The 21,318-nt window shown below is 42.9% G+C and carries 21 protein-coding genes and 1 tRNA gene; 6 read left to right on the forward strand and 16 right to left on the reverse strand.

From position 1 onward, the window contains the following. Positions 1 to 5 precede the first annotated feature (5 nt). The 9 genes from nuoF to tpiA all read right to left on the reverse strand — a co-directional run bounded on the left by nuoF (position 6) and on the right by tpiA (position 5,879). On the reverse strand, positions 6 to 1,274 hold the full coding sequence (nuoF, locus tag ACJMKR_RS08935; protein ID WP_423062754.1) for an NADH-quinone oxidoreductase subunit NuoF: 1,269 nt from the start codon (positions 1,272 to 1,274) through the stop codon (positions 6 to 8). Continuing rightward, a complete protein-coding gene (gene nuoE / locus ACJMKR_RS08940; RefSeq protein WP_423062755.1) occupies positions 1,264 to 1,791 on the reverse strand; it encodes an NADH-quinone oxidoreductase subunit NuoE in 528 nt (175 codons plus the stop codon). The genes nuoF and nuoE overlap by 11 nt, the downstream gene beginning before the upstream one ends. After that, complete coding sequence (locus tag ACJMKR_RS08945) at positions 1,791 to 3,044, reverse strand: NADH-quinone oxidoreductase subunit D (protein ID WP_423062756.1); 1,254 nt, start codon at positions 3,042 to 3,044, stop codon at positions 1,791 to 1,793. Before ACJMKR_RS08945 ends, nuoE begins: the two co-directional genes overlap by 1 nt. Beyond that, positions 3,037 to 3,744, reverse strand: a complete 708-nt coding sequence (locus ACJMKR_RS08950) for an NADH-quinone oxidoreductase subunit C (RefSeq protein WP_423062757.1) — start codon at positions 3,742 to 3,744, stop codon at positions 3,037 to 3,039. Before ACJMKR_RS08950 ends, ACJMKR_RS08945 begins: the two co-directional genes overlap by 8 nt. Positions 3,745 to 3,753: 9 nt before the next feature. Beyond that, positions 3,754 to 4,230, reverse strand: coding sequence for a NuoB/complex I 20 kDa subunit family protein (locus ACJMKR_RS08955; protein ID WP_423062758.1), 477 nt, complete (start codon positions 4,228 to 4,230; stop codon positions 3,754 to 3,756). Between the two features lie 37 nt (positions 4,231 to 4,267). Beyond that, complete coding sequence (gene ndhC / locus ACJMKR_RS08960) at positions 4,268 to 4,624, reverse strand: NADH-quinone oxidoreductase subunit A (RefSeq protein ID WP_423062759.1); 357 nt, start codon at positions 4,622 to 4,624, stop codon at positions 4,268 to 4,270. 64 nt (positions 4,625 to 4,688) lie between these two features. Next, positions 4,689 to 4,770, reverse strand: a tRNA-Leu gene (locus ACJMKR_RS08965). A 36-nt stretch (positions 4,771 to 4,806) separates the two neighbouring features. Next, positions 4,807 to 5,133 (reverse strand): preprotein translocase subunit SecG, encoded by a 327-nt coding sequence (gene secG, locus ACJMKR_RS08970; protein WP_423062760.1) that lies wholly within the window; start codon positions 5,131 to 5,133, stop codon positions 4,807 to 4,809. Further along, positions 5,121 to 5,879 (reverse strand): triose-phosphate isomerase, encoded by a 759-nt coding sequence (tpiA, locus tag ACJMKR_RS08975; RefSeq protein ID WP_423062761.1) that lies wholly within the window; start codon positions 5,877 to 5,879, stop codon positions 5,121 to 5,123. The genes secG and tpiA overlap by 13 nt, the downstream gene beginning before the upstream one ends. 980 nt (positions 5,880 to 6,859) lie before the next feature. Here tpiA and ACJMKR_RS08980 point away from each other — a divergent pair. After that, positions 6,860 to 7,501: a TSUP family transporter gene (locus ACJMKR_RS08980; RefSeq protein ID WP_423062762.1), complete on the forward strand. Its 642-nt coding sequence runs from the start codon at positions 6,860 to 6,862 to the stop codon at positions 7,499 to 7,501. 53 nt (positions 7,502 to 7,554) lie between these two features. On the opposite strand, the gene ACJMKR_RS08985 is transcribed toward ACJMKR_RS08980, so the two are convergent. After that, a complete protein-coding gene (locus ACJMKR_RS08985) occupies positions 7,555 to 9,093 on the reverse strand; it encodes a transposase (RefSeq protein WP_423062693.1) in 1,539 nt (512 codons plus the stop codon). 99 nt (positions 9,094 to 9,192) lie between these two features. Next, positions 9,193 to 9,543 (reverse strand): hypothetical protein, encoded by a 351-nt coding sequence (locus ACJMKR_RS08990; protein ID WP_423062763.1) that lies wholly within the window; start codon positions 9,541 to 9,543, stop codon positions 9,193 to 9,195. A 150-nt stretch (positions 9,544 to 9,693) separates the two neighbouring features. Here ACJMKR_RS08990 and ACJMKR_RS08995 point away from each other — a divergent pair, with 150 nt between their 5' ends. Next, on the forward strand, positions 9,694 to 9,822 hold the full coding sequence (locus tag ACJMKR_RS08995) for a hypothetical protein (protein WP_423062764.1): 129 nt from the start codon (positions 9,694 to 9,696) through the stop codon (positions 9,820 to 9,822). A 117-nt stretch (positions 9,823 to 9,939) separates the two neighbouring features. Beyond that, positions 9,940 to 10,869, forward strand: a complete 930-nt coding sequence (locus tag ACJMKR_RS09000; protein ID WP_423062765.1) for an IS982 family transposase — start codon at positions 9,940 to 9,942, stop codon at positions 10,867 to 10,869. On the opposite strand, the gene ACJMKR_RS09005 is transcribed toward ACJMKR_RS09000, so the two are convergent. Next, positions 10,846 to 11,637 (reverse strand): ABC transporter transmembrane domain-containing protein, encoded by a 792-nt coding sequence (locus tag ACJMKR_RS09005; RefSeq protein WP_423062766.1) that lies wholly within the window; start codon positions 11,635 to 11,637, stop codon positions 10,846 to 10,848. The genes ACJMKR_RS09000 and ACJMKR_RS09005 overlap by 24 nt on opposite strands. A gap of 163 nt (positions 11,638 to 11,800) precedes the next feature. On the opposite strand from ACJMKR_RS09005, the gene ACJMKR_RS09010 reads away from it, so the two are divergent. Both ACJMKR_RS09010 and ACJMKR_RS09015 read left to right on the forward strand, forming a co-directional pair. Continuing rightward, a complete protein-coding gene (locus tag ACJMKR_RS09010; RefSeq protein WP_423062767.1) occupies positions 11,801 to 12,463 on the forward strand; it encodes a YoaK family protein in 663 nt (220 codons plus the stop codon). Positions 12,464 to 12,627: 164 nt separating this feature from the next. After that, positions 12,628 to 14,535 carry a calcium-binding protein gene (locus tag ACJMKR_RS09015; protein WP_423062768.1) on the forward strand — a complete coding sequence of 636 codons (1,908 nt, stop codon included), beginning with the start codon at positions 12,628 to 12,630 and terminating at the stop codon, positions 14,533 to 14,535. A 280-nt stretch (positions 14,536 to 14,815) separates the two neighbouring features. Here the strand turns inward: ACJMKR_RS09015 and ACJMKR_RS09020 are convergent, their stop codons facing one another. Further along, positions 14,816 to 16,048, reverse strand: coding sequence for an IS256 family transposase (locus tag ACJMKR_RS09020; RefSeq protein ID WP_423062605.1), 1,233 nt, complete (start codon positions 16,046 to 16,048; stop codon positions 14,816 to 14,818). A 150-nt stretch (positions 16,049 to 16,198) separates the two neighbouring features. On the opposite strand from ACJMKR_RS09020, the gene ACJMKR_RS09025 reads away from it, so the two are divergent. After that, the gene (locus tag ACJMKR_RS09025; protein WP_423062769.1) at positions 16,199 to 16,420 is read left to right on the forward strand and encodes a hypothetical protein; all 222 of its coding nucleotides are present in this window, start codon (positions 16,199 to 16,201) and stop codon (positions 16,418 to 16,420) included. Here the strand turns inward: ACJMKR_RS09025 and ACJMKR_RS09030 are convergent. From ACJMKR_RS09030 to dnaK, 3 genes are all read right to left on the reverse strand, one after another. Further along, positions 16,407 to 18,044 carry a TolC family protein gene (locus ACJMKR_RS09030; RefSeq protein ID WP_423062770.1) on the reverse strand — a complete coding sequence of 546 codons (1,638 nt, stop codon included), beginning with the start codon at positions 18,042 to 18,044 and terminating at the stop codon, positions 16,407 to 16,409. The genes ACJMKR_RS09025 and ACJMKR_RS09030 overlap by 14 nt on opposite strands. Before the next feature lie 130 nt (positions 18,045 to 18,174). Beyond that, complete coding sequence (dnaJ, locus tag ACJMKR_RS09035) at positions 18,175 to 19,296, reverse strand: molecular chaperone DnaJ (protein ID WP_423062771.1); 1,122 nt, start codon at positions 19,294 to 19,296, stop codon at positions 18,175 to 18,177. Between the two features lie 28 nt (positions 19,297 to 19,324). Beyond that, complete coding sequence (gene dnaK / locus ACJMKR_RS09040) at positions 19,325 to 21,292, reverse strand: molecular chaperone DnaK (RefSeq protein WP_423062772.1); 1,968 nt, start codon at positions 21,290 to 21,292, stop codon at positions 19,325 to 19,327. Positions 21,293 to 21,318: the final 26 nt, after the last annotated feature.

The following is a 21,318-nucleotide window of genomic DNA, read 5'->3' on the forward strand; positions in this document are numbered from 1 at the left end:
AATCCCTAATTAACCATACATTTCCCATGTTTTACATGATATTCAAATTCATCATAAAAATGCTTTAGTGCACCACCTACAGGCCAAGCCGCTGCTTCGCCAAAGGCACAAATTGTTCGGCCTTCGATACCTTTAGCAACTTTACCTAAGCGCTCAAGGTCACGCATGGTGCCCTCGCCAGATTCAATTTGATGCACTAGACGATAAAGCCAACCCGTTCCTTCACGACACGGCGTACATTGCCCACACGATTCATGCATATAAAATTTTGAAATTCGTTCCAACACTTTCACAATACACGTTGATTCATCCATCACCATCACACCACCCGAACCCAACATGGAACCTGCTGCCATTAAGCTATCAAAGTCCATGTTAGTTTTCATCATGATGTCGGCGGGTAGAATCGGCATGGAGCTACCACCCGGAATAACCGCTTTTAGTTTTGCACCATTTCGCATACCACCCGCTAAATCTAATAATTCTGCAAAGGGTATGCCGAGCGGCACTTCATAGTTGCCAGGTTTTGCGACGTGGCCACTCACCGAAAATATTTTCGTACCACCATTTTTAGGCGGCCCTAAGTCTGCAAACCATTTTCCGCCTTTTTCTAAAATAACGGGAACCGAAGTGTAGGTTTCTGTGTTGTTAATATTTGTAGGACGACCATACAAACCGTAATTTGCTGGAAAAGGTGGTTTGAACCGCGGCCAACCACGTTTGCCTTCTAATGAGTTCATCAACGCAGTTTCTTCACCGCAAATATAAGCACCCGCACTCATGTGGTTGAAGATTTCAATATCAACACCTGAGCCCAAAGCATTTTTACCAATTAAACCCGCTTTTCGAGCTTCGGCCAAAGCAGCTTCACAACGTTGCATCGGCTCCCAAAATTCACCACGCAAGAAGTTATAAGCAACTGTTGCGCCTAACGTGTAACAGGCAATGGCAATGCCTTCTAATAATTGGTGTGGATTAAAGCGCAAAATATCGCGATCTTTACACGTGCCCGGCTCACTTTCGTCAGAGTTGCAAATCACAAATTTCTGACCCGGCACATCGCGAGAAATAAAACTCCATTTTAGACCCGTCGGAAATCCAGCGCCGCCTCGGCCGCGCAACGAAGATTCTTTAAGTTCATTGATAATGTCTTCTGGCGATGTTTTTTCGGTTAAAATTTTTCGTAAAACTTTGTAGCCACCAATGCTTTCATAGGTTTTCAATGTCCACGGTTCATCGAGATGCAGCGTGCGGTAACAAACTTCATTCAACATTTGTTTTTGCCCCCTGCTCTAGTTGATCGATTAACGCTAACATTTTTTCAGGTGTTAAGTTTTCGTGGTATGCCTTGTCGTTGATTTGACACATCGGTGCACCCGCGCAAGCCGCCATGCATTCTACTTCAGTGACTGTAAACAAACCATCTTTGGTCGTTTCACCCACATTAATGTTTAAGCGTTTTTTTAAGCAGTCGATGATTTCTTCGCTACCACGCAACATGCACGCAACATTCGTGCAAACGCTAATTTTATTGTTGCCAATTGGCTTGAGGTTATACATGTCATAAAACGTAGCCGCTTCGTAAGCAACGATGTGCGGCACGTCTAGGTAATCAGCAACAGCATTCATCGCAGCGTCACTCAACCAACCACCGTTTTGATCTTGTGCCAATAGTAGCGCTTTAACCAGTGCCCATTTTTTTTGATCTGGCGGATATTTTTTTATCCAGTGATCTATTTCTTTTTTCACCGCATCAGATAGCACAAATTTTTGTTCAGTTAATTCTGTCATTAACGATCAATCTCACCAAAAACAATATCAATACTTGAAATGACTGCAACCAAATCCGCAATCATATGCCCACGACACATTTCGTCAAGTGCTGCAAGACACGGATAACTCGCTGCACGTATTTTCACGCGATAAGGTTTATTTGCCCCATCAGAAACCATATAAATGCCGAACTCACCTTTAGGTTGTTCCACACATGCATAAGCTTCACCTTCGGGTACGTTATAACCTTCAGTAAATAATTTGAAGTGATGAATTAAGGATTCCATATCCCGTTTCATCACAGTACGCTTTGGCGGCACAACTTTATAGTCACCCGCTATCACAGGGCCAGGGTTGTGACGCAACCATTCCACACATTGACGAATAATGCGATTGGACTGACGCATTTCTTCCACACGCACGAGATAGCGATCGTAACAATCACCATTCGTGCCCACGGGAATATCAAAGTCGATTTGGTCATATACCGAATAAGGCTGTTTTTTGCGTAGATCCCACTCTACACCCGAACCTCTTAACATGGGACCAGTAAATCCAAGCTGCATGGCACGCTCGGCTGAGACAACGCCAATACCTACCGTGCGCTGTTTCCAAATACGATTTTCGGTGAGCAGTGTTTCATATTCATCCACTAATTTTGGAAAACGCTCCGTAAAATCCCAAATAAAATCCAGTAATGACCCTTCACGTGCCTCATTCATTTTGGCAACCGTTTTTTTATTGTGCCATTTGGATGGTTTATATTTCGGCATGGAATCGGGAAGATCACGATAAACACCACCCGGACGATAGTATGTTGCATGCATACGCGCCCCGGAAACCGCTTCATAACAATCCATTAAATCTTCACGCTCACGAAAACAGTATAGGAAAACAGTCATGGCGCCCACATCGAGCGCATGCGCACCCAACCACAGTAAATGATTTAAAATGCGTGTGATTTCATCAAACATCGTGCGGATATATTTCGCGCGAATGGGTGGTTCAATCCCGAGTAATTTTTCTACGGCCATCACATAAGCATGCTCGTTAGACATCATCGAGACATAATCGAGCCGATCCATGTAACCAATACTTTGATTATAGGGTTTGCTTTCTGCTAGTTTTTCAGTAGCGCGATGCAATAATCCAATATGGGGATCGATGCGCTGAATGACTTCACCATCAACTTCCATAACAAGACGCAAAACACCATGCGCCGCCGGATGCTGCGGGCCGAAGTTTAAAGTGTAATTGCGAACTTCAGCCATGCGAATCCTCTTGTTCTTTATGTTGGGGTTCATCACCCGTTAAATAACGACTATCGTGGCGAATCACTTTCGGCACTAATACACGCGGTTGAATACTCACCGGTTCGTAAACACAACGCTCTTGCGCCGCATCATATCGAAGCTCAACTTCACCAATCAAGGGAAAATCTTTGCGAAAAGGGTGACCGACAAAACCATAGTCTGTCAGCAAACGTCGCAAGTCCGGATGGCCATCGTAAACAATACCAAACAAGTCGAACGCTTCACGCTCGTACCAATTAGCCGACGTCCAAATATTAACAACAGAAGGAATTAAAGGCGGTTCGCCTTCTACAAATACTTTTAAACGAATACGCTGATTATTACTCAACGATAATAAGTGATAAACCGATGCAAAGCGCGGCTTATTCCACGGAATAATTTGTTCCTGCGCTCCTTCTTTATAACCGCGACTAAACCCACTGAACGTCGTCTCTTCCGTTCTCCAGTGGCTAACTCCATAATCAATATAATCAACACCGCAAATATCTAGCAAAATTTCAAATTTAAAAGGCGCTTCATCGCGCAATGCGGTGCAAATTTCCAATAAATTTGCTGGCGGCAGTTCCACCGTCACCATGTCATGATGAATGGCAACATCATCCACTAACGATGCAAAGCGATCATTAATTGTGTTTGCCAATATTTTACTGTCTGACATGCGAAATCCTTATTTACGCTCGATGATGTTTCGTCGTTTTACTTTATTTTGTAGTTGAATAATACCGTAAAGCAATGCTTCAGCCGTCGGTGGACAACCCGGAACATAAATATCGACAGGCACAATGCGATCACAACCACGCACCACAGAGTAAGCATAGTGGTAATATCCACCACCGTTAGCACAAGAACCCATGGAAATTACCCAACGCGGCTCAGCCATTTGGTCATAGACTTTACGCAGTGCGGGCGCCATTTTATTACAAAGTGTACCTGCTACAATCATGACATCTGATTGCCGAGGGCTCGGGCGAAAGATTAATCCAAAGCGGTCGATATCGTAGCGTGCTGCTGCACATTGCATCATTTCAACAGCACAACAGGCCAAACCAAATGTCATCGGCCATAACGATCCACTGCGCGCCCATCGGAATAAGTTGTCTACCGATGTCACCACAAAACCTTGTTTGTTTAATATGTCTTTCATGATAAACCTTACAAATCCAATCCCTAATCCTTAAAGACTACTCCCACTCTAGCGCACCACACTTCCATTCATAAATAAAGCCAATAATTAAAATGCCGAGAAATATTATCATCGCCCAAAAGCCAATCCAATGAATATGACGCAAAACAACTGCCCATGGAAATAAGAACGCCGTTTCTAAATCAAAAATGATGAAAAGGATAGCAACCAAATAATAACGAACATCAAAGGGTAAGCGCGCGTCTTCAAACGCATCAAACCCACATTCATAAGGAGATAGTTTTGCTTTATCAGGACGACGTGGGCCGAGCATCCAACCCATAGCAAATGCAGCAAAACCAATAAAAACACCCACACCGATGAATACTAATATTGGAAAGTAGTTGGCTAACATAGGGTTCCTTATTTTGTCGCTACATTATATATGATATAAACACAATTATGCAGGCCTTAAATAATGCCGAAGGCCGGACTCGAACCGGCACAGCTTTCGCCACTGCCCCCTCAAGACAGCGTGTCTACCAATTCCACCACTTCGGCAAATCACTTATCTGAAACGCCTTACCTCAAAAAAATTTAATTAGACGGTAAGTTCCCACTCGGAGGTATCGTCGGGATCGACTGAGTTGGTGCCTGCTGCGTGGGAATCGTTTGTTGCTGGAGCGCTTTTTGCTCTCGAGCTGAAAGATATCCCAACGTTAAACTCGTTGCAAAAAATATGGCAGCCAAGAGGATCGTTATTTTCATCAAAAATGGCGTCGCTCCGATGCTACCAAACATCGTGTTAGAAGCACCGCTTCCAAATGCTGCACCAACATCAGCACCTTTGCCATGCTGCAACAATACTAATGTCACCAAACAAATAGCCACTAACACATGTAATACCAAAATCAGTTGTTGCATAGTTTTCCGATCTCTAAAAATTGTTCGGCGTGCAATGAAGCACCGCCTACTAATGCACCATCAATGTCTGGCATAGCAAACAAAGCTTCGGCATTATCGGGTTTAACGCTGCCACCGTATAAAATTCGAACGCTGTCAGCTAAGTTTTCATCCCGTTGACGCAATTGCTCTCGAATTGCTGCATGCACTTCTTGAGCTTGTTCCGGTGTGGCATGTTTACCTGTTCCAATAGCCCACACAGGTTCATAAGCAATCACTGCATCAGCAAACGCTGACAGATTATCATGCAAATGCAGGACCGCTGCAAGTTGTTCTGATACCACAGATAACGTTTGTTCTGCATCCCGTTGCTTTTCAGTTTCGCCCACACAAAGCACTGGCCGTATCTCTGCATCCAAAGCAGCCTTAAATTTAGCAGCCACCAGCTCATTGGTCTCATCATACAAAGTTCGTCGCTCAGAATGGCCAACGATGACATAACGGCAATTAAAGTCATGCAGCATCGATGCCGATATCTCGCCCGTAAAAGCACCGTCTGGTTCATTAGAGACGTTTTGAGCACCCCAAGAGATCTGGGTACGCATCAACACTTGTTCACATTGCCCCAAAAAAACAAATGGCGGAAATACAGCAAGCTCTGCTAGCTCGACTCGCTCACAGCCCTGCACAAGCTCATTTAATAGCAAGGCAGTACTTTCCTTAGAGCCGTTCATTTTCCAGTTTCCAGCTACAAATGGTCGACGCATCGGGAGTCCTCTGTTGTATGCCTTGGGCGCATTCTATAGGAATAGACACCGATGCGCAAAGGAAGCAGAAGGCCGTAAGTAGCATGAAGGTACGTTAGCAGCCAGGGATGCGATTCCCGAAAAAGAGTAACCCCAAACTCGGCTAACAAGCAATTGCAATCCATTGCACAAAGGAAAAGAAAAGGACCGCCGAAGCGGTCCTTTGTAGACTACAAACTTGGAGGGTCTGTAGCGGGCTTCCGTGCCCAAGAGGATAGCATCCTTACTAACACAGACCTTAGACTACCTCATCACCCAAAGCCCTATAGAATAGGTACTTTAGGCATTGTGTCAGAGTTCGCTTAGGACTTCCTTGTCCGCTAGACCCTAAATTTTAGTGCCAAGCTAAACTTCCATGTTTTATCAGCTACCCTAAACACTCACGTTTCCCATCAAGGGGACCTTCAATATAGCACCGGGGTTGTTTCGAACAAATATATCTTGAGATGAAATAAAGGGTCATACGAGCGCATTTTTATTGGTTATTTTAAAAACAAGATAAAAATCATACAGTTATGATTGAGGGATGAATTATACCAGAGAGAAATATACTGAATTTTCTGTACGCGAAAGCAGAGAATGCTTACAAATAACCTAAGCAACCTCTTACATCCAAAATGTACCTGATTATGCGGAAGTGGTTTGCTATCCTCTCCACTCCGGAAACGCGTTCAAGCATCTTACCATAACCGAAACAGAATGGAAGAGGTAAACAACTTTTTTTAACTTTTTTTAGGAAAAAAATTTATTTTGCTCATAATTAATTCAACACCGATAAAAAAAATCAAAAACAGCCTAAGTCTTGCGCAATACTTTTTTTATTCACAACAATGTTTGATCAACACGTTAACATCATTCGCATTGAATAAAATTTAACGCATGCTAGTATTTCCAGTAGTGTTAGAAAATCAATCAAATTTTTAAAAATTTTTGGAAAATAAATGCATCATCTTTCCTCGATAACATATGTCATCCTAACATTAATCGGATGTGGAGCCGGTGTTGTTGATACCATTGCTGGTGGCGGCGGATTAATTACTGTGCCTGCATTATTAATGGCGGGACTTTCCCCAGCAATGTCTCTTGGCACCAATCGATTGCAAAGTTGCATTGGAGAGTCAACTGCGACAATTCGATTTATTCAGGGCGGTGAATTAGAACTTAAAAAACTATGGCTAGGATTAATCTTCGCCTCTATAGGCTCAACGATAGGGACTATTTTAATACAAATCATTCATCCCCTTCATTTAAAAAAAATAATTGCCGCTTTAATGCTAATTATTTTGATATACACCATTTTTTCGCCTAAATTAGCGCATAAAAGTGTTAAACCAAAAATGTCACTAAGCTTATTTGGCCTTATTTTTGGTACGATTATTGGTTTTTACAATGGTTTTTTTGGACCGGGAACAGGTTCTTTTTATGTAGTGGCATTTATGTTTTTTATGGCCATGAATATTAAAAGCGCTGTGATTCACACAAAACCCTTGAATTTGATCGGCAATATATTGTCATTTTTTTGGTTTGCCCTCGGTGGACATGTTGCCTATATCGTGGGTATTTTTATGTTGGACTTTGGATAAATAAAATCCCTTGCCAGTTAGGACAATAATCAAAAAATGTGAGTTTCTAAATCTTAAGCTGTTTTTTGCAGCAATTCGTAGAATTGCTCAGGTGTAAAATTTATTTTATCCAACCATGATTTTACTATCCCAATCAAATCCTCTATTTTTTCAGGGTCTGAGTTTTGCGTCTTTTCTTCAGTCCTCTGAATCGTTTTAATTTTTGAGTTGCTATTTTTGAAAATAGCAGGATGTCGCGTGCGTTTCCCCTGCGTATCACCTTTGGTTCTGCCTTGCGGATTACCGCGTGGTTTGCAGAGATTAGCAGGCGTGCCAACGGTATCAAGCACCGTAGAAAAACCCCGTTGCGTTTGTGAAGGGGTCGCAGTTATTGATGGTTTTTCGTTATCCACTTGGAAGCTCGGCAAATACCGCTCCCATTTTTTCGGTAAAATCGGGGCAAGATTCCTCGCTAGATAAAGTTGCGTATACGCTAATGCTGTCATCCGCCACCAATCTTCTTCGTGCTTAACATCCGGTGTTTGGTATCGGTCAAATAACAGTTTGTCTTTATCAAAACGAAAGTAGTGTTCAATGTCATAGCGTCTATCGTAATAGTGATACGCTTCTAATGCTGTGATTTCATTACGTCGTTCACCAGCGAGTCCTAACCAGAGTGGATTTTTATATAAAGATTTACCGTTAGCATCAACCGCAACCAATTGCACAACAGTAACAGGATGCTCATATCCTTTAAATTGCTTTGAACCACGCAGTAATTGGTCACGCCATATTTTAATCTCCAATTGGTAAGTTTTGCCACTGCGGGTTGTAATGGGTTGCTGCACAATCTCATCGGATTCACGGTGAGTCGTGCTGTCGTTTAGTTTCATCGCATCACCATAGCGTTTTATACTTCCTGAGGTATTATCTTCTATTGATGCGGGCGCGAAAACATTACGGGTACTGTTAAAACGGAAAAGATGTACCCAATTGGGATTTTCGCTAACCAGTTTACGGCAAGCTTCTGTACCATATTTTGAATCAGCCACGCTAACCACCAATTTATGAGTAAGCGCTAAGTCTGCAATACAACGGTTAATTTGCTGCATCCCAACTACATTGCCTTTTTCATCGCTTTTAACGCGCCTCGTATCCAGTGGAACTAACCAATGCTTTTCTTGAGCTGCACCATCATTGGGCAATAGTGATACCGTTGAATATTCATGTCCAATGGTAATCGGTTTGTTACCCGGTGCTGGATTAGGGCTGTAAACCACATGGCGATCTTCAACACAGTGTGCACTTTGACGCGACTGTGGTGTCGTATCCGCAATAATGATCACACGGTCATCGCTATGACTCACATGTTCATATTGTATTTTCATCATGCTATCCCAACAATTTGCTACCGACAAACCATCGCTAATCGCATCGGTAATACTACTGTATTCACGTTCAAAGTATGGCGATTCACATAATTCTATGGGTGTTTTGCAGCGATGGCCATGGCTTGAAAGGGCATCGAGTAAATTCATATTGGCATCGCGTCGCGCGGGGAAGATGTTGTAGAGGAATGTACGGAATTGTTTTAGTTTTTCTGTCGCTAACATCGTTTGTTCCTTATTTTATTTTTTCGAACAAACGTTGTTTACAACGTAAAATTTTTTTTCGGTTTCTATGTCAAGCAATTTTTAATTATTTTTATAAATTTATCCAAAGTCCAACTCAATGGCAACACATTCGTAGGGATTCACGGCAAGATTTGCATCTTTCAATATCCACTCTTTTTCATACCGAAAACTCACTCCATGAAGCTCAATACCACCTTTAAGTTTCGGACACACAGGTAACCCTGGTTTTGACTCAAGGGGCAGTTCTAATAATGATTGTATTTCTTTATTTGCAATAGCGACCAACTTTAAACGGGACCAAACGGTTAACAACGTGCTAATGGGCTGAATACACCGAGTCGCCAGCAGCATACAGGCAGCCAACCCGCCCACCGTCATTTGATTATTCATCACAAACAAACTACCAACGCCGACGACAGCAACAATCATTAGTTGCGATAAATTCCGGGTGAGTGTAACTAAGTTAACCTGAGTTCTGTATAAGAAAAGGAATAAGTGAATGAAATAATTGAAAAAAAGACCGGAACCGCTAAAATTTAGCTCCAAAATTACAGCTAAATAATGTAACAGGAGTTAATCATGTTGGTACCGGTCACGGAGATTTTTTGTGATATGGATGATTTTTGCAAGGATTATTTGAAAGGTCAATCAAAGTATTTCCTACCGAACCCAGACAGAAAACGAGGAAGTGTGTCGCGATGCTCGTGATAGATTATTGGCATCCCTGTCAATAATCGACTCGCAATACGCGACAACCTAAATAGCCGCGGACGTCCCCGTCGACAGCGCTCCGCGACCTCGCGGCCGACTGCGCACTGTCTCCAGATGACTCGACGCCGCCTACAGATTTTTGCCACTCGCTACGCTGCCTACGGAACTCCGTTCCTTCGGCACTCCGCTCTGTCAAAAATCGGCGGCTGCCGCGGAATACTCGCCATCGGCTTCGCCTCTCCATGGCTCGCATCGGATCGAGCGATGCAAATGAGCTTGTCTGAAATTGGCACCATCATTGTGTTGTTTCAAATGAGTCACTATCGCACATTTAAGGATTTTTATTGTGGATGTGTTTTACAAGACATGAAGAAGTATTTTCCTACGGCGCTGAGTTACACACGTTTTGTCGCCTGCCAATCAGCAGCGCTAATGATGCTCGCCGCCTATTTGCTTTCGAGAAAGGGCAAACACACGGGATTGTATTATATTGACTCAACTACACTACGCGTATGCCACAATAAACGAATTTATCGAAACAAGGTTTTCAAAGGCATTGCTAAACGCAGTAAAAGCACAATGGGCTGGGTTTACGGCTTTAAACTACATATTGTGATTAATCATCAAGGGGAATTAATCCGTTTTTGTTTAACGAAAGGGAACGTGGATGATCGCGCTGTTGTTAGAAAATTAATGGCTAATTTAAAGGGGTTGGGCGCTGGCGATAAAGGGTATCTTGGAAAAGATCTTGCGGACGATTTGGCAAAACACGATTTAAAATTTGTGACAAAAGTCCGTAAAAATATGAAGAACAAAATGCTTTCTGCATTTGAAAAGTTTTTCCTAAAACAACGTGGCATCGTAGAAACGATTATCGATCAGTTGAAAAACTTGTATCATGTTGAGCATTCGCGTCATCGTAGTCCGATTAATTTTTTAGTCAATACCCTTGCAGCGCTAATTGCCTATTCTTGGCGACCAAACAAACCAGGAATAAAAACCAACAATATAAAGAATAATTTATACGCAGTTATCCAGAACTGAGGTTAAGTTAGTATTAGAAATACTTAAATCATGATCAAATTCAGCGGATTTTTTCTGTAATCGTTCATAACGACGCAACATTTGTTCTTCCATCGCCATCGATTTTAAGGTGTGAATGTTGCTTAATGTTTCAATAATATAATTACTGCGTAGATCTTCGTGGACATGATTTGCCTGTGTTATCAATTGTAATCGGTTTAAGTAAGGTATTACTCGCATAACAAAAAACGCAAGCACCAGTATTGGAACAAAAACCAACCAACCTCCAATATATGTAATCAATAACAAAAATACTAAAAGAAAAGGAATATCGATTAACGAAATCACTGCTTGTCCCGAGTAAAAATTCTGGATTAAACTAAGCGCATCTAATCGTTTAATATGAACACCACTGCCTTCTCGCTCAAATATCCACAATTTACTAAATAACAAATGATGGAACAGTTGATTGCTCATCAAAAATTTAAACTTGGCATCAGACCAGTTCGTGAGATAGGCGCGGCAAATTTTTAAACCCATTTCAATGAATAGCGCTACTAATACCCCCAGTAACAGCAAGACCAAAGTATTCACTGATTGATTAGGAATAATGCGGTCGTAGACTTGTAGTAAAGCAATGGGAAACGCAATTGACAGGAGGTTGATTGCAAAGCTGCTGAGCAAAACGCTCCAAAATACATCACTTTTTTTTCTCCATACCTCCAAGAGAAGCTTGATATCTTCTCTCAGAGAACGAAAATAAGGCTTATATTCTTTTACAGTGATCATCCATGACCCTTGATAACGAAATGCGTATACGTAGTATAACGTATTGTTCAGCCAGCTTCGAGACATGCTTGTTTTAATGCTAGATTTTTGCGCAAAATTTCTGTATAAAAATCCATCTTCGTAGTATTTGCTCAGCCAATAACTCAACACTACCGAGAGAACCGTGAAAAACACGACCAAACAACGAAAATTATGGGTCTACTCCGCTGCTGCCATTCTCTCCTTTAACGGAGGGTATGTCAGCTCCATTAGCTTGGTCAGCATCTTGAAGAATCCAGTGGGCTACGTGACCGGAAACTTAACGCAAGCAGGAGAGCTTTTTGAAAAAGGCGAGTACGGATTATTTCTCCATTTATTTACACTGGTTTTTTGTTTTTTATTAGGCAGCATGCTTAGCGGCTTAATCATCAAAGACCAATATTTTAAAATCGATTATCGATACGACTTTAGCTTGCTACTCCAACTAGGCGGGGTGATTGCCTCAATGGTCCTGCTTTTTTTGGGATTCCATCAAGCAGGCTATTTACTCGCAGCCGTAATGGGTATGCAAAATGCCATGACTACGCATTATGGGTCAGCGCTCATCCGCACAACCCACATGACTGGCACAACCACAGACCTGGGTATTTTATTAAGCTATTGGATAAAGGGTCGTAAGGTCGAGTTCTGGAAAATGCGACTCTATGGCTTTTTAATCATCGGTTTTTCTGCCGGTGCTATAGCCGGGGCACTGTGTTACTCAATTCTACACGCTTTTGCCCTCTCAATGTGCGCCTTGTGTTACATCTTCATGTTGGTCTTAGGCGGTTTTTCACGCGATGCGTGAGGCATTATCGTCACCCTCCAAGAAAAATATTAAAAATCTCTTTTCAATCATTACATTATAACTTATTTCTGCAAGAGAAATTCTTGCATGTGTACTATAATTTCAAGTATATGAATGTGTAAATGGCTCATTAAAAGTCGTGGACTTCCTATGAGGTGAAAAAAATGGCTACTGATAAAACAATAGTCGATTTCCTGAATCAAGAGTCCCCTAAAGACTCAAAAAGAGTCGATGACTCACAAGAACATTCGTCAAGTAATGCTCAGCATTTGGACTCCAACCGAAACCTAGAAAACATTCACCAAGGTGGCTTCGTCAATCCAGCTACGGTGGGGAGTGTTTCTTCTGTTATTGGTAATGTCTTAGGGTCCACGGCAACAGGAGGCGCGTTCACAATTGCCGCTCCAAGTGGCGCATTTGCAGTTGTGGCACCACTTGCCGCTGCTGCAGCTCCTGTTATCAGTAGCATCGCTGCGGGAGATAATACAACTGGCGCTGAAAGCGGCGGCCCAGTTTTAGCTTTTTCAAACGTTGCAGATCAAATCCAAAGTGAATCTGCTGAACAAACAACTGCTGTTAGCGGTTTTGAGAACCAGGGCGCAGGTGAATTAGGGATAGCTGCCACGGCAGCAGCCCCAGCTATTCTTACCGGTGATACAACCATTAACGTCGCTGAAAATACACAAGACATTCAACCGAATGCTGCTGTTCTTTTTCCTAGTACACAAAACAACACAGGAAGCGATACTGTTGTTAGTGACGTCGATGAAGCCGGTGGTGGTGGAACTCTACTCGCACCCACTCTATCGGTTGCTAATATTTCCGGTGCCGAGGGTAGCGAGATTCCCTTAGACATCACCGTAGCCTCAAACAGCATCGATTTACCCGAGGAAACCATTACTGTGACAATCAGTGGTATTCCCAATGACGCCGTTTTATCTGCCGGTGTTGATAACGGCGATGGTTCTTGGACACTCACGTCGGAACAATTAAATAATCTCACGATTACAGCACCGACCGGCGTTGACACCTACAATCTCAGTGCCATCGCAACCAGCTTTGCTAACGGCGAGAGCGAGAGCAGTGCAAGCACCAACTTTATTTTTGAAGTCACCGAAGGGGATGATGGCGGAACTCTACTCGCACCCACTCTATCGGTTGCTAATATTTCCGGTGCCGAGGGTAACGATATCCCATTAGACATTGCTGTTATTTCAAATAGTATTGATTTACCTGACGAAGCAATCACCGTCACGATCAATGGCGTACCCGATGATGCGACGTTATCTGCCGGTGTTGATAACGGCGATGGTTCTTGGACACTCACGTCAGAGCAATTAAATGATCTCACCATTTCCACGCCGACCGGCGTTGACACCTATAATCTCAGTGCCATCGCAACTAGCTTTGCTAATGGCGAAAGCGAGAGCAGCGGAATTAGTAGTTTTACATTCGATGTCACTGCGGGTGGCGATGTAATTATGGGTACTGATGGAAAAGACACTTTAGTTGGCACACAATACAGCGACACGATCTATGGATTAGAAGACAAAGACACCATTAACGCGGGTGAAGGTGATGACATCGTTTATGGCGGTGGCGATAAAGATACTATTTATGGTGAAAGTGGTGATGATATTTTATATGGCGGCGAAGGTCACGATAAACTCTATGGTGGCGCTGGAGACGATATTTTATATGGTGGTGAAGGCAAAGATATTTTAATGGGTGGCGAAGGTGATGATATCCTCTATAGTGGTAGCGGCAATGATAACCAAGTCTATGGTGAAGAAGGTAACGATACTTTTGTGTTTGCTGAAGGCGATGGTAAAGATGCATTTACAGGTGGCACAGGAGACTGGACTGATACCGTAAGACTAGAAGGCATGAATCAAGGCCCTACCGCACAAGCTAATGATCCCGGTAGCTGGGTACTTGAAACAAATAATTCTTACACGATCGACACTGATCATAACACCATAGAATTCGATCAAGCAGATGCATCAGGCACCATTACGTTAGCAGACGGCAGCGAGCTGTCCTTCAGTCAAGTCGAAAAAATCGAGTGGTAATTAAATTCATTGGCTTGTCTTCTGACGCACTTTTTTTGTTAGTGGTTGCGGCAATGTAGGCTGCAATAATACAAGCGTGTCGCGATGCTCGTGATAGATTATTGCCATCCCTGTCAATAATCGACTCGCAATACGCGACAACTTAAATGGGACTGTTTATTAGTTTGTGTAAATCGCGTCAGTCAGAATTATGAATCAGCCATTGTGTTAACTGATTTTTTAATTTTATCAAAAACTACATTGCGTTCAAATTAATTTCCTCTCTTATGAATTTTAAGTTTTATACAAAATCCGCCAGGCGATCTTCAAACATAAGGGCAAAACGATTCATGGCGGCACCCCAGTCTCGAATCGGCATGGTCCATTTTTTGGCTATATTTTTTAACCCTAAATAGAGTTGTTTTAAAGCGGCATCGTCCGACGGAAAAACTCGTTTATTTTTAATAACTTTTCGGATACTCATGTTCAGTGATTCAATAGCGTTAGTGGTATAAATCACCCTCCGAATTTCTGCCGGATAAGCAAAAAATGGCACAATGCGCTCCCAATGAGTCAACCAACTTTTGGCAATCGAGGGAAATTCAGCATCCCATTTCTCAGAGAAACTCGTCAGCGCCAATTCTGCTTCTTCAACCGTACTGGCCGAATAAATAGCTTTTAAGTCAGCGGCCACTTCTTTTTTCTTTTTCCAACCCACATAGCGCAATGAATTCCGCACCATGTGTACAATGCAAAGCTGTACTTGAGTGTTAGGATACACAGCGCCAATCGCATCAGGAAAGCCCGTTAGCCCGTCAACGCAACAAATCAGGATATCTTCTAGGCCTCGATTTTTTAACTCCGTTAATACATTCAACCAGAATTTAGCGCCCTCATTTTGGCTAATCCAAATACCTAGCAATTCTTTTTGCCCATCGATATTAATTCCTAAAGCCAAATACAATGCCTTATTGATAACCTTTTTATCTTGCTGCACTTTAATCACTAAAGCGTCCAAATACACAATCGGATACACCTTGTCCAACGGACGACTTTGCCAAGCCTTCACTTCTTCAATCACTTCGTTGGTTACTGTAGAAATGAGACTCGAACAAATAGTTGTGCCATACAAATCTTTCAACTGATCTTGAATATCACGGGTAGTCATACCCCGTGCATAAAGACTCATAATTTTGTCATCCAAATCATCAAAGCGGGTTTGATGTTTTGGAATCAATTGCGGTACAAACTCATTGTTACGATCACGAGGAACCTCAATGGTCATCTCGCCATCTGTTGTTTTGATCGTTTTTTGGCTGTGCCCATTGCGGGAATTACCACTATTGTTGCCAGACACTTCGTGTTTTGCATAACCCAGCGCGTCCGTCAGCTCCCCTTCCAGAATACGCTCCGTCAGTGCCTTTTTTAACTCCTTTAACAAACCAGTATCACCGAAAATATCAGATGCGGTCTTGGTATGTTTGAGAAAATATTCCACAACCTGTGGATCTAATTTATTGGTTTTCATTGCCATAGTCAAAGACTCCGTATAATTTTAACGACCTTTCCCTGACTATCGCATTTACACAATCTTATTTACAGACCCGTTTAAATAGCCGCGGACGTCCTCGTCGCCCGCGCTCCGCGACCTCACGGCTCGACTACGCACGGGCTCTCAAATGACTTGACGGCTCGTAAAGATTTTTTGCAGTCGCTTACGCTCGGCAAAAAATCCGAGCCTACCGCGGAATACGCGCCTTCGCTTCGCTCTCCATGGCGCGCATCGATGGTTTTGGTAGCGATAGCGATGCCACGGGCTAGGCAGCAGCCTAACAGCAAGCTTTTTTGTTTCCATCGGTTTTGTTTTTTTAACCGTAGGACCTTGCTTCTCTTTAATGTTTTTTAGTAAATTTAAGTTTACGTTTGTCTAACTTCTTCGGTGCCAATGTTAAATGCTTCTTCGTTATTTTGTGACTTTTCAGTTTAGATAATGCAACTTTTTTCTGCTTGTGTGATGTTTTTGGCAATAATTTCGCCTTGGATAAAGAGCGCGATTGCACCGCTTCTTTATCTTGTATTTTCATGAGTGATTTTTCTAATTTACTCGTCTTCATCTTAAAATATTTCGCGACGGAGGGTGACGAGGATTTACTTCGCAATACTACATTCGGCAACAACCAACGGTTTATTGTTACTAAATCTCTCGGAGAAAGCGTCCCCGCCTGCTGCTTTAATTGAATGAGATTAATGATGTAGTCATTACGATTGTTATTCCAAACTAAAATCGTATCGTAAAGTTCTTCCGCATTGATGACAACGTCTAACATGACACGGTTACCGACAAGATAGCTAATTTCTGATGCTTTCAAGGCTTCTTGCGAAGCAAGAATTGCGTTGTACCCCGATTTAATTTGCTTAATCTCTTGATCAATTCGAACAAATGCCTGGCCCGTTGTTCGTCGCACCTCATAACGTGTAAATTCAAGTTGATCACTAGCTGATAAATACTGATATTCCGCTTGTCGCGTTGTCGTCAGCACGTGTCCACCTTGTAAAAAAGGAAACTTTAATTCCAAGCCTACTTCATTTGCCACAAAACGACGCCGAGCAACCGGCACAGGACCTCGTGTTCTCCCTTCATTAAGATTTTCAAAATCGATTTGCGCATTTAACGTTGGCATCCCTGCCGCAGCCGTTTCTTTAATTTTTTCTCGCGCAGCAAGCATCGCATATAAATCTGCATGAATTTGATAATTTTGATCTTGCGCGATGCGCACCCACTCGCTTTGATTTTGTGGTTGGGGTATTGCCAAAGGAATTCTTTTTGGAAAGTCTCTTAAAATAGTATATCTCACTCCCGTAACGGCCTCTAAGGCTTCTATCGATTCTTTTAAGACTTGCTCCGCTGCCTGTTCCTGGGTAAGCGCGCGATAATAACGAGATTCCACATCATAAACATCGGTTATGTCGTCCAGCCCTATTTTAACGCGATATTTGGCAACACCCAGCAACTCAAATAACTTTCTTCGCTTAGCAACAATAATTTGCACATTATTATAGGCGCGTAACACTGTAAAATAGGCGTTGACTACAGTAAACATGAGATCTTGTGCAGCAAACAAATACCTCGCCGTCGCTGCTTTTACTGTAAAACTTGCCCGGCTGATCGACTTCCATGTGGCGTAATTAAAAATAGGCTGTGTGATACTAGCAAAGTAATTACCAAGCCCGAAATGGCCATTACGTAGGACGGTATTTCCAAATGTTGTTTTATCGTAGGCCTGACCTCCCAATGCATTAAAGGAAGCGTAGGTAAATAGACCCGAGCCCGGTTGCCCGGTTCCTGTTAAAGCAATCGGTAATTCTTCACTAAAAGCTAACCAATCTGCTTGTGCTTTTTTGAAAGCCGGATTATTTTTCAGGGCAGCACGATAGACTTGCAAAAGATCATCTGCCTGTGCAACTTGCGCTACAAGCATGAAAACAATGCTGAAGAATAAAGTGATAATTGCAATCAGCTTGCGGAACAAAAGAGTACCCCTCCCTAGGAATATTTGCGACACTCACCTTTAGTACTGAGTATAAACCAAGTCTATCAAAATTTAGGTGAGATTGCCCCTTGAAGGCCTTTTTCTCTTGAGGGATATATCTCTCTTTTGTTTACTGCTTAAAAAAGTCTTTGACGGTGTCAAACCAGCTTTTAGAACGCGGGCTGTGATCCTTGCCATCTTTTTTCAACAGCTCGTCAAATTTCTTTAAATGCTGTTTGTGGTCTGCGTTTAATTTGATGGGTATTTCTACTAGAATATGACAAATTAAATCCCCCACAAGACCGCTTCTCAATGCTTTCACACCTTTTCCGCGCAAACGAAATTGCTTACCAGTTTGCGTTTCTGGCGGAATCGTTAATTTTACATTGCCCTGTAAGGTCGGGATTTGGATTTCGCCACCCAATGCGGCTGTTGCTAGGTCAATCGGCACTGCCGAATGAAGGTCATTGCCATCGCGTTTAAAAATGGGATGTTCTTTGACATGCACTTGAACGTATAAATCACCTGCCGGTGCGCCGTATAATCCTGCTTCACCTTCACCAGCAAGACGTATGCGATCGCCCGTATCAACACCAGGGGGTATTTTTACTGACAATGTTCTCGTTTGTTGAACACGCCCCTGTCCACGACATTTATCACAAGGATCTTGAATAACTTTTCCCGTGCCGCGACAAGTCGAACACGTTTGCTGCACTTGCAAGAAACCATGCTGCATGCGCATTTGTCCTGTACCACCACAGCGCTGACATGTCACTGGTGATGTACCCTTTTTCGCGCCACTGCCACTACACGTTTGGCAGGTAACCCATGTTGGGACTTTTATCGATTGTGTAACACCGTGAACTGCTTCTTCTAAACTTAACACGAGGTCGTAGCCTAAATCGGCACCGGTTTGCACACGTTGAGCGGGCCCACGCCCGCCACCAAAAATATCGCCAAAAATGTCTCCGAAAATATCACCGATGTCCCCAAAACCAAAACCACCGGGACCACCCCCGAATTGTTGCTCGACACCAGCATGACCGAATTGATCATAAGAAGCACGTTTTTGAGAGTCAGCAAGTATTTCGTAGGCTTCACGTGCTTCTTGGAATTTTGCTTTTGCTTCAGAATCACCGGGATTGCGATCAGGGTGGTATTTCATCGCAAGCCGACGAAAAGCTTTTTTTATTTCTGCTTCTGTTGCATTTCGAGAAACACCGAGTATCTCGTAGTAATCACGTTTTGACATAGGTTATTCATTTTCACGCTAATTATTGTTATTTTTCGTCGTCTTTCTTCTTATCGTCTTTAACTTCTTCAAACTCAGCATCAACGACATCTTCTTTAGATTTACCTTCTTCCGCTTTCGATTCGCCGCCAGGTGCTGCACCTGCCGCACCACTGGCTGCACCTTCAGCGCCACCTTTTTTCGCGTAAACGCGTTCGGCTAGTTTAGAAGAGTGCTCAGTTAACTCTTTCGTTTTTGCTTCGATTGCATCTTTGTCATCTTTCTTGATTAACTCTTTGAGCTCGTCGATAATTTTTTCTATCGATTTTTTCTCATCAGCAGATACTTCCTCACCCAAATCTTTAATCGATTTTGTGGTGGCATGAATCATCGCATCAGCTTGGTTACGTGTATCCACTAATTCGTGGAATTTACGATCGGATTCTTTATGGGATTCCGCGTCTTTCACCATTTTTTCGACTTCTTCATCCGAAAGACCACTCGATGCCTTAATCACAATCGATTGTTCTTTTCTAGTCGCCTTGTCTTTCGCCGATACATGCAAAATACCATTGGCGTCGATATCGAACGTGACTTCGACTTGCGGCACACCGCGTGGTGCCGGTGGAATATCGCTTAAGTCAAAACGACCCAACGATTTATTTCCCCGTGCCATTTCACGCTCACCCTGCAATACGTGCACCGTCACTGCCGTTTGATTGTCTTCTGCCGTTGAAAAGACCTGGTTTGCTTTAGTTGGAATGGCGGTATTTTTGTAGATTAATTTCGTCATCACGTCACCCAAGGTTTCGATACCGAGTGAAAGCGGTGTGACATCTAATAATAAAACGTCTTTCACTTCGCCCGATAACACAGCACCTTGAATAGCAGCACCAATCGCAACCGCTTCATCAGGGTTTACGTCTTTTCGTGCCTCTTTTCCAAAGAAATTTTTCACCGCCTCTTGAACTTTCGGCATGCGTGTTTGACCACCGACTAAAATAATATCGTCGATTTCCGATACTTTAAGCCCAGCATCATTGACAGCCGTTTTACAAGGCTCAATCGTACGCTCAATTAAATCTTCAACTAACGATTCTAATTTTGCACGAGTGACACGGATATTTAAGTGTTTTGGCCCACTTGCATCGGCTGTAATGTAAGGAAGATTCACATCCGTTTGTTGCGCAGAAGATAATTCGATTTTCACTTTTTCTGCTGCTTCTTTTAAACGTTGCAATGCTAACGGATCGCTATGTAAATCAACACCAGAATCTTTTTTGAATTCGTCAGCCAAGTAATCAATTAAGCGCAAGTCGAAATCTTCACCACCGAGGAACGTATCACCATTAGTCGCTAACACCTCGAATTGATGCTCGCCATCGACATCGGCGATTTCAATAATTGAAATATCAAACGTACCACCCCCTAAGTCATATACTGCAACTTTACGATCGCCTTTTTTCTTGTCCATACCATAAGCTAATGCAGCGGCAGTCGGCTCGTTGATAATACGTTTAACTTCAAGCCCGGCGATTTTACCCGCATCTTTCGTTGCCTGACGCTGAGAGTCATTGAAGTAAGCAGGCACTGTAATAACAGCTTGTTTCACTTCGTGGCCGAGGTAATCTTCGGCGGTCTTTTTCATCTTCATCAAGACTTGGGCAGATACTTGTGGCGGCGCTAGTTTTTCACCGCCCGCTTCAACCCATGCGTCACCATTATAAGCTTTGACAATCTTGTAAGGCACCATCTTGATATCTTTTTGAAGAACAGTATCGTCGAATTTACGACCGATCAAACGCTTAATCGCGTATAACGTGTTATCCGGATTAGTGACCGCCTGACGCTTCGCCGGCGCACCAACCAACACTTCACCATCTTTTGTATAAGCCACAATCGACGGTGTGGTTCTCGAACCTTCGGCGTTCTCGATCACACGCACCTTGCCACCCTCCATGACCGCAACGCAGGAGTTGGTAGTACCTAAATCAATACCGATAATTTCGTTAGCCATTCTCAGTCCTCTTTGATTTTTCGTCA

Origin of the sequence: Candidiatus Paracoxiella cheracis, from assembly GCF_049348705.1 — a bacterium.
GTDB classification, from domain to species: Bacteria; Pseudomonadota; Gammaproteobacteria; order Coxiellales; family Coxiellaceae; genus Paracoxiella; species Paracoxiella cheracis.

Bases quoted from the DNA above. Each gene is read 5' to 3' on its own strand.
- ACJMKR_RS09000 (WP_423062765.1), top strand. From the start codon at position 9,940: ATGACTCGACGCCGCCTACAGATTTTTGCCACTCGCTACGCTGCCTAC.
- ACJMKR_RS08950 (WP_423062757.1), bottom strand. From the start codon at position 3,744: ATGTCAGACAGTAAAATATTGGCAAACACAATTAATGATCGCTTTGCA.
- dnaJ (WP_423062771.1), bottom strand. From the start codon at position 19,296: ATGTCAAAACGTGATTACTACGAGATACTCGGTGTTTCTCGAAATGCA.
- ACJMKR_RS08995 (WP_423062764.1), top strand. From the start codon at position 9,694: ATGTTGGTACCGGTCACGGAGATTTTTTGTGATATGGATGATTTTTGC.
- ACJMKR_RS08985 (WP_423062693.1), bottom strand. From the start codon at position 9,093: ATGTTAGCGACAGAAAAACTAAAACAATTCCGTACATTCCTCTACAAC.
- ACJMKR_RS09005 (WP_423062766.1), bottom strand. From the start codon at position 11,637: ATGATCACTGTAAAAGAATATAAGCCTTATTTTCGTTCTCTGAGAGAA.
- nuoE (WP_423062755.1), bottom strand. From the start codon at position 1,791: ATGACAGAATTAACTGAACAAAAATTTGTGCTATCTGATGCGGTGAAA.
- secG (WP_423062760.1), bottom strand. From the start codon at position 5,133: ATGCAACAACTGATTTTGGTATTACATGTGTTAGTGGCTATTTGTTTG.
- tpiA (WP_423062761.1), bottom strand. From the start codon at position 5,879: ATGCGTCGACCATTTGTAGCTGGAAACTGGAAAATGAACGGCTCTAAG.
- ACJMKR_RS09020 (WP_423062605.1), bottom strand. From the start codon at position 16,048: ATGGCAATGAAAACCAATAAATTAGATCCACAGGTTGTGGAATATTTT.
- ACJMKR_RS08955 (WP_423062758.1), bottom strand. From the start codon at position 4,230: ATGAAAGACATATTAAACAAACAAGGTTTTGTGGTGACATCGGTAGAC.
- ndhC (WP_423062759.1), bottom strand. From the start codon at position 4,624: ATGTTAGCCAACTACTTTCCAATATTAGTATTCATCGGTGTGGGTGTT.
- dnaK (WP_423062772.1), bottom strand. From the start codon at position 21,292: ATGGCTAACGAAATTATCGGTATTGATTTAGGTACTACCAACTCCTGC.
- ACJMKR_RS09015 (WP_423062768.1), top strand. From the start codon at position 12,628: ATGGCTACTGATAAAACAATAGTCGATTTCCTGAATCAAGAGTCCCCT.
- ACJMKR_RS08945 (WP_423062756.1), bottom strand. From the start codon at position 3,044: ATGGCTGAAGTTCGCAATTACACTTTAAACTTCGGCCCGCAGCATCCG.
- nuoF (WP_423062754.1), bottom strand. From the start codon at position 1,274: ATGTTGAATGAAGTTTGTTACCGCACGCTGCATCTCGATGAACCGTGG.
- ACJMKR_RS08990 (WP_423062763.1), bottom strand. From the start codon at position 9,543: ATGATTGTTGCTGTCGTCGGCGTTGGTAGTTTGTTTGTGATGAATAAT.
- ACJMKR_RS08980 (WP_423062762.1), top strand. From the start codon at position 6,860: ATGCATCATCTTTCCTCGATAACATATGTCATCCTAACATTAATCGGA.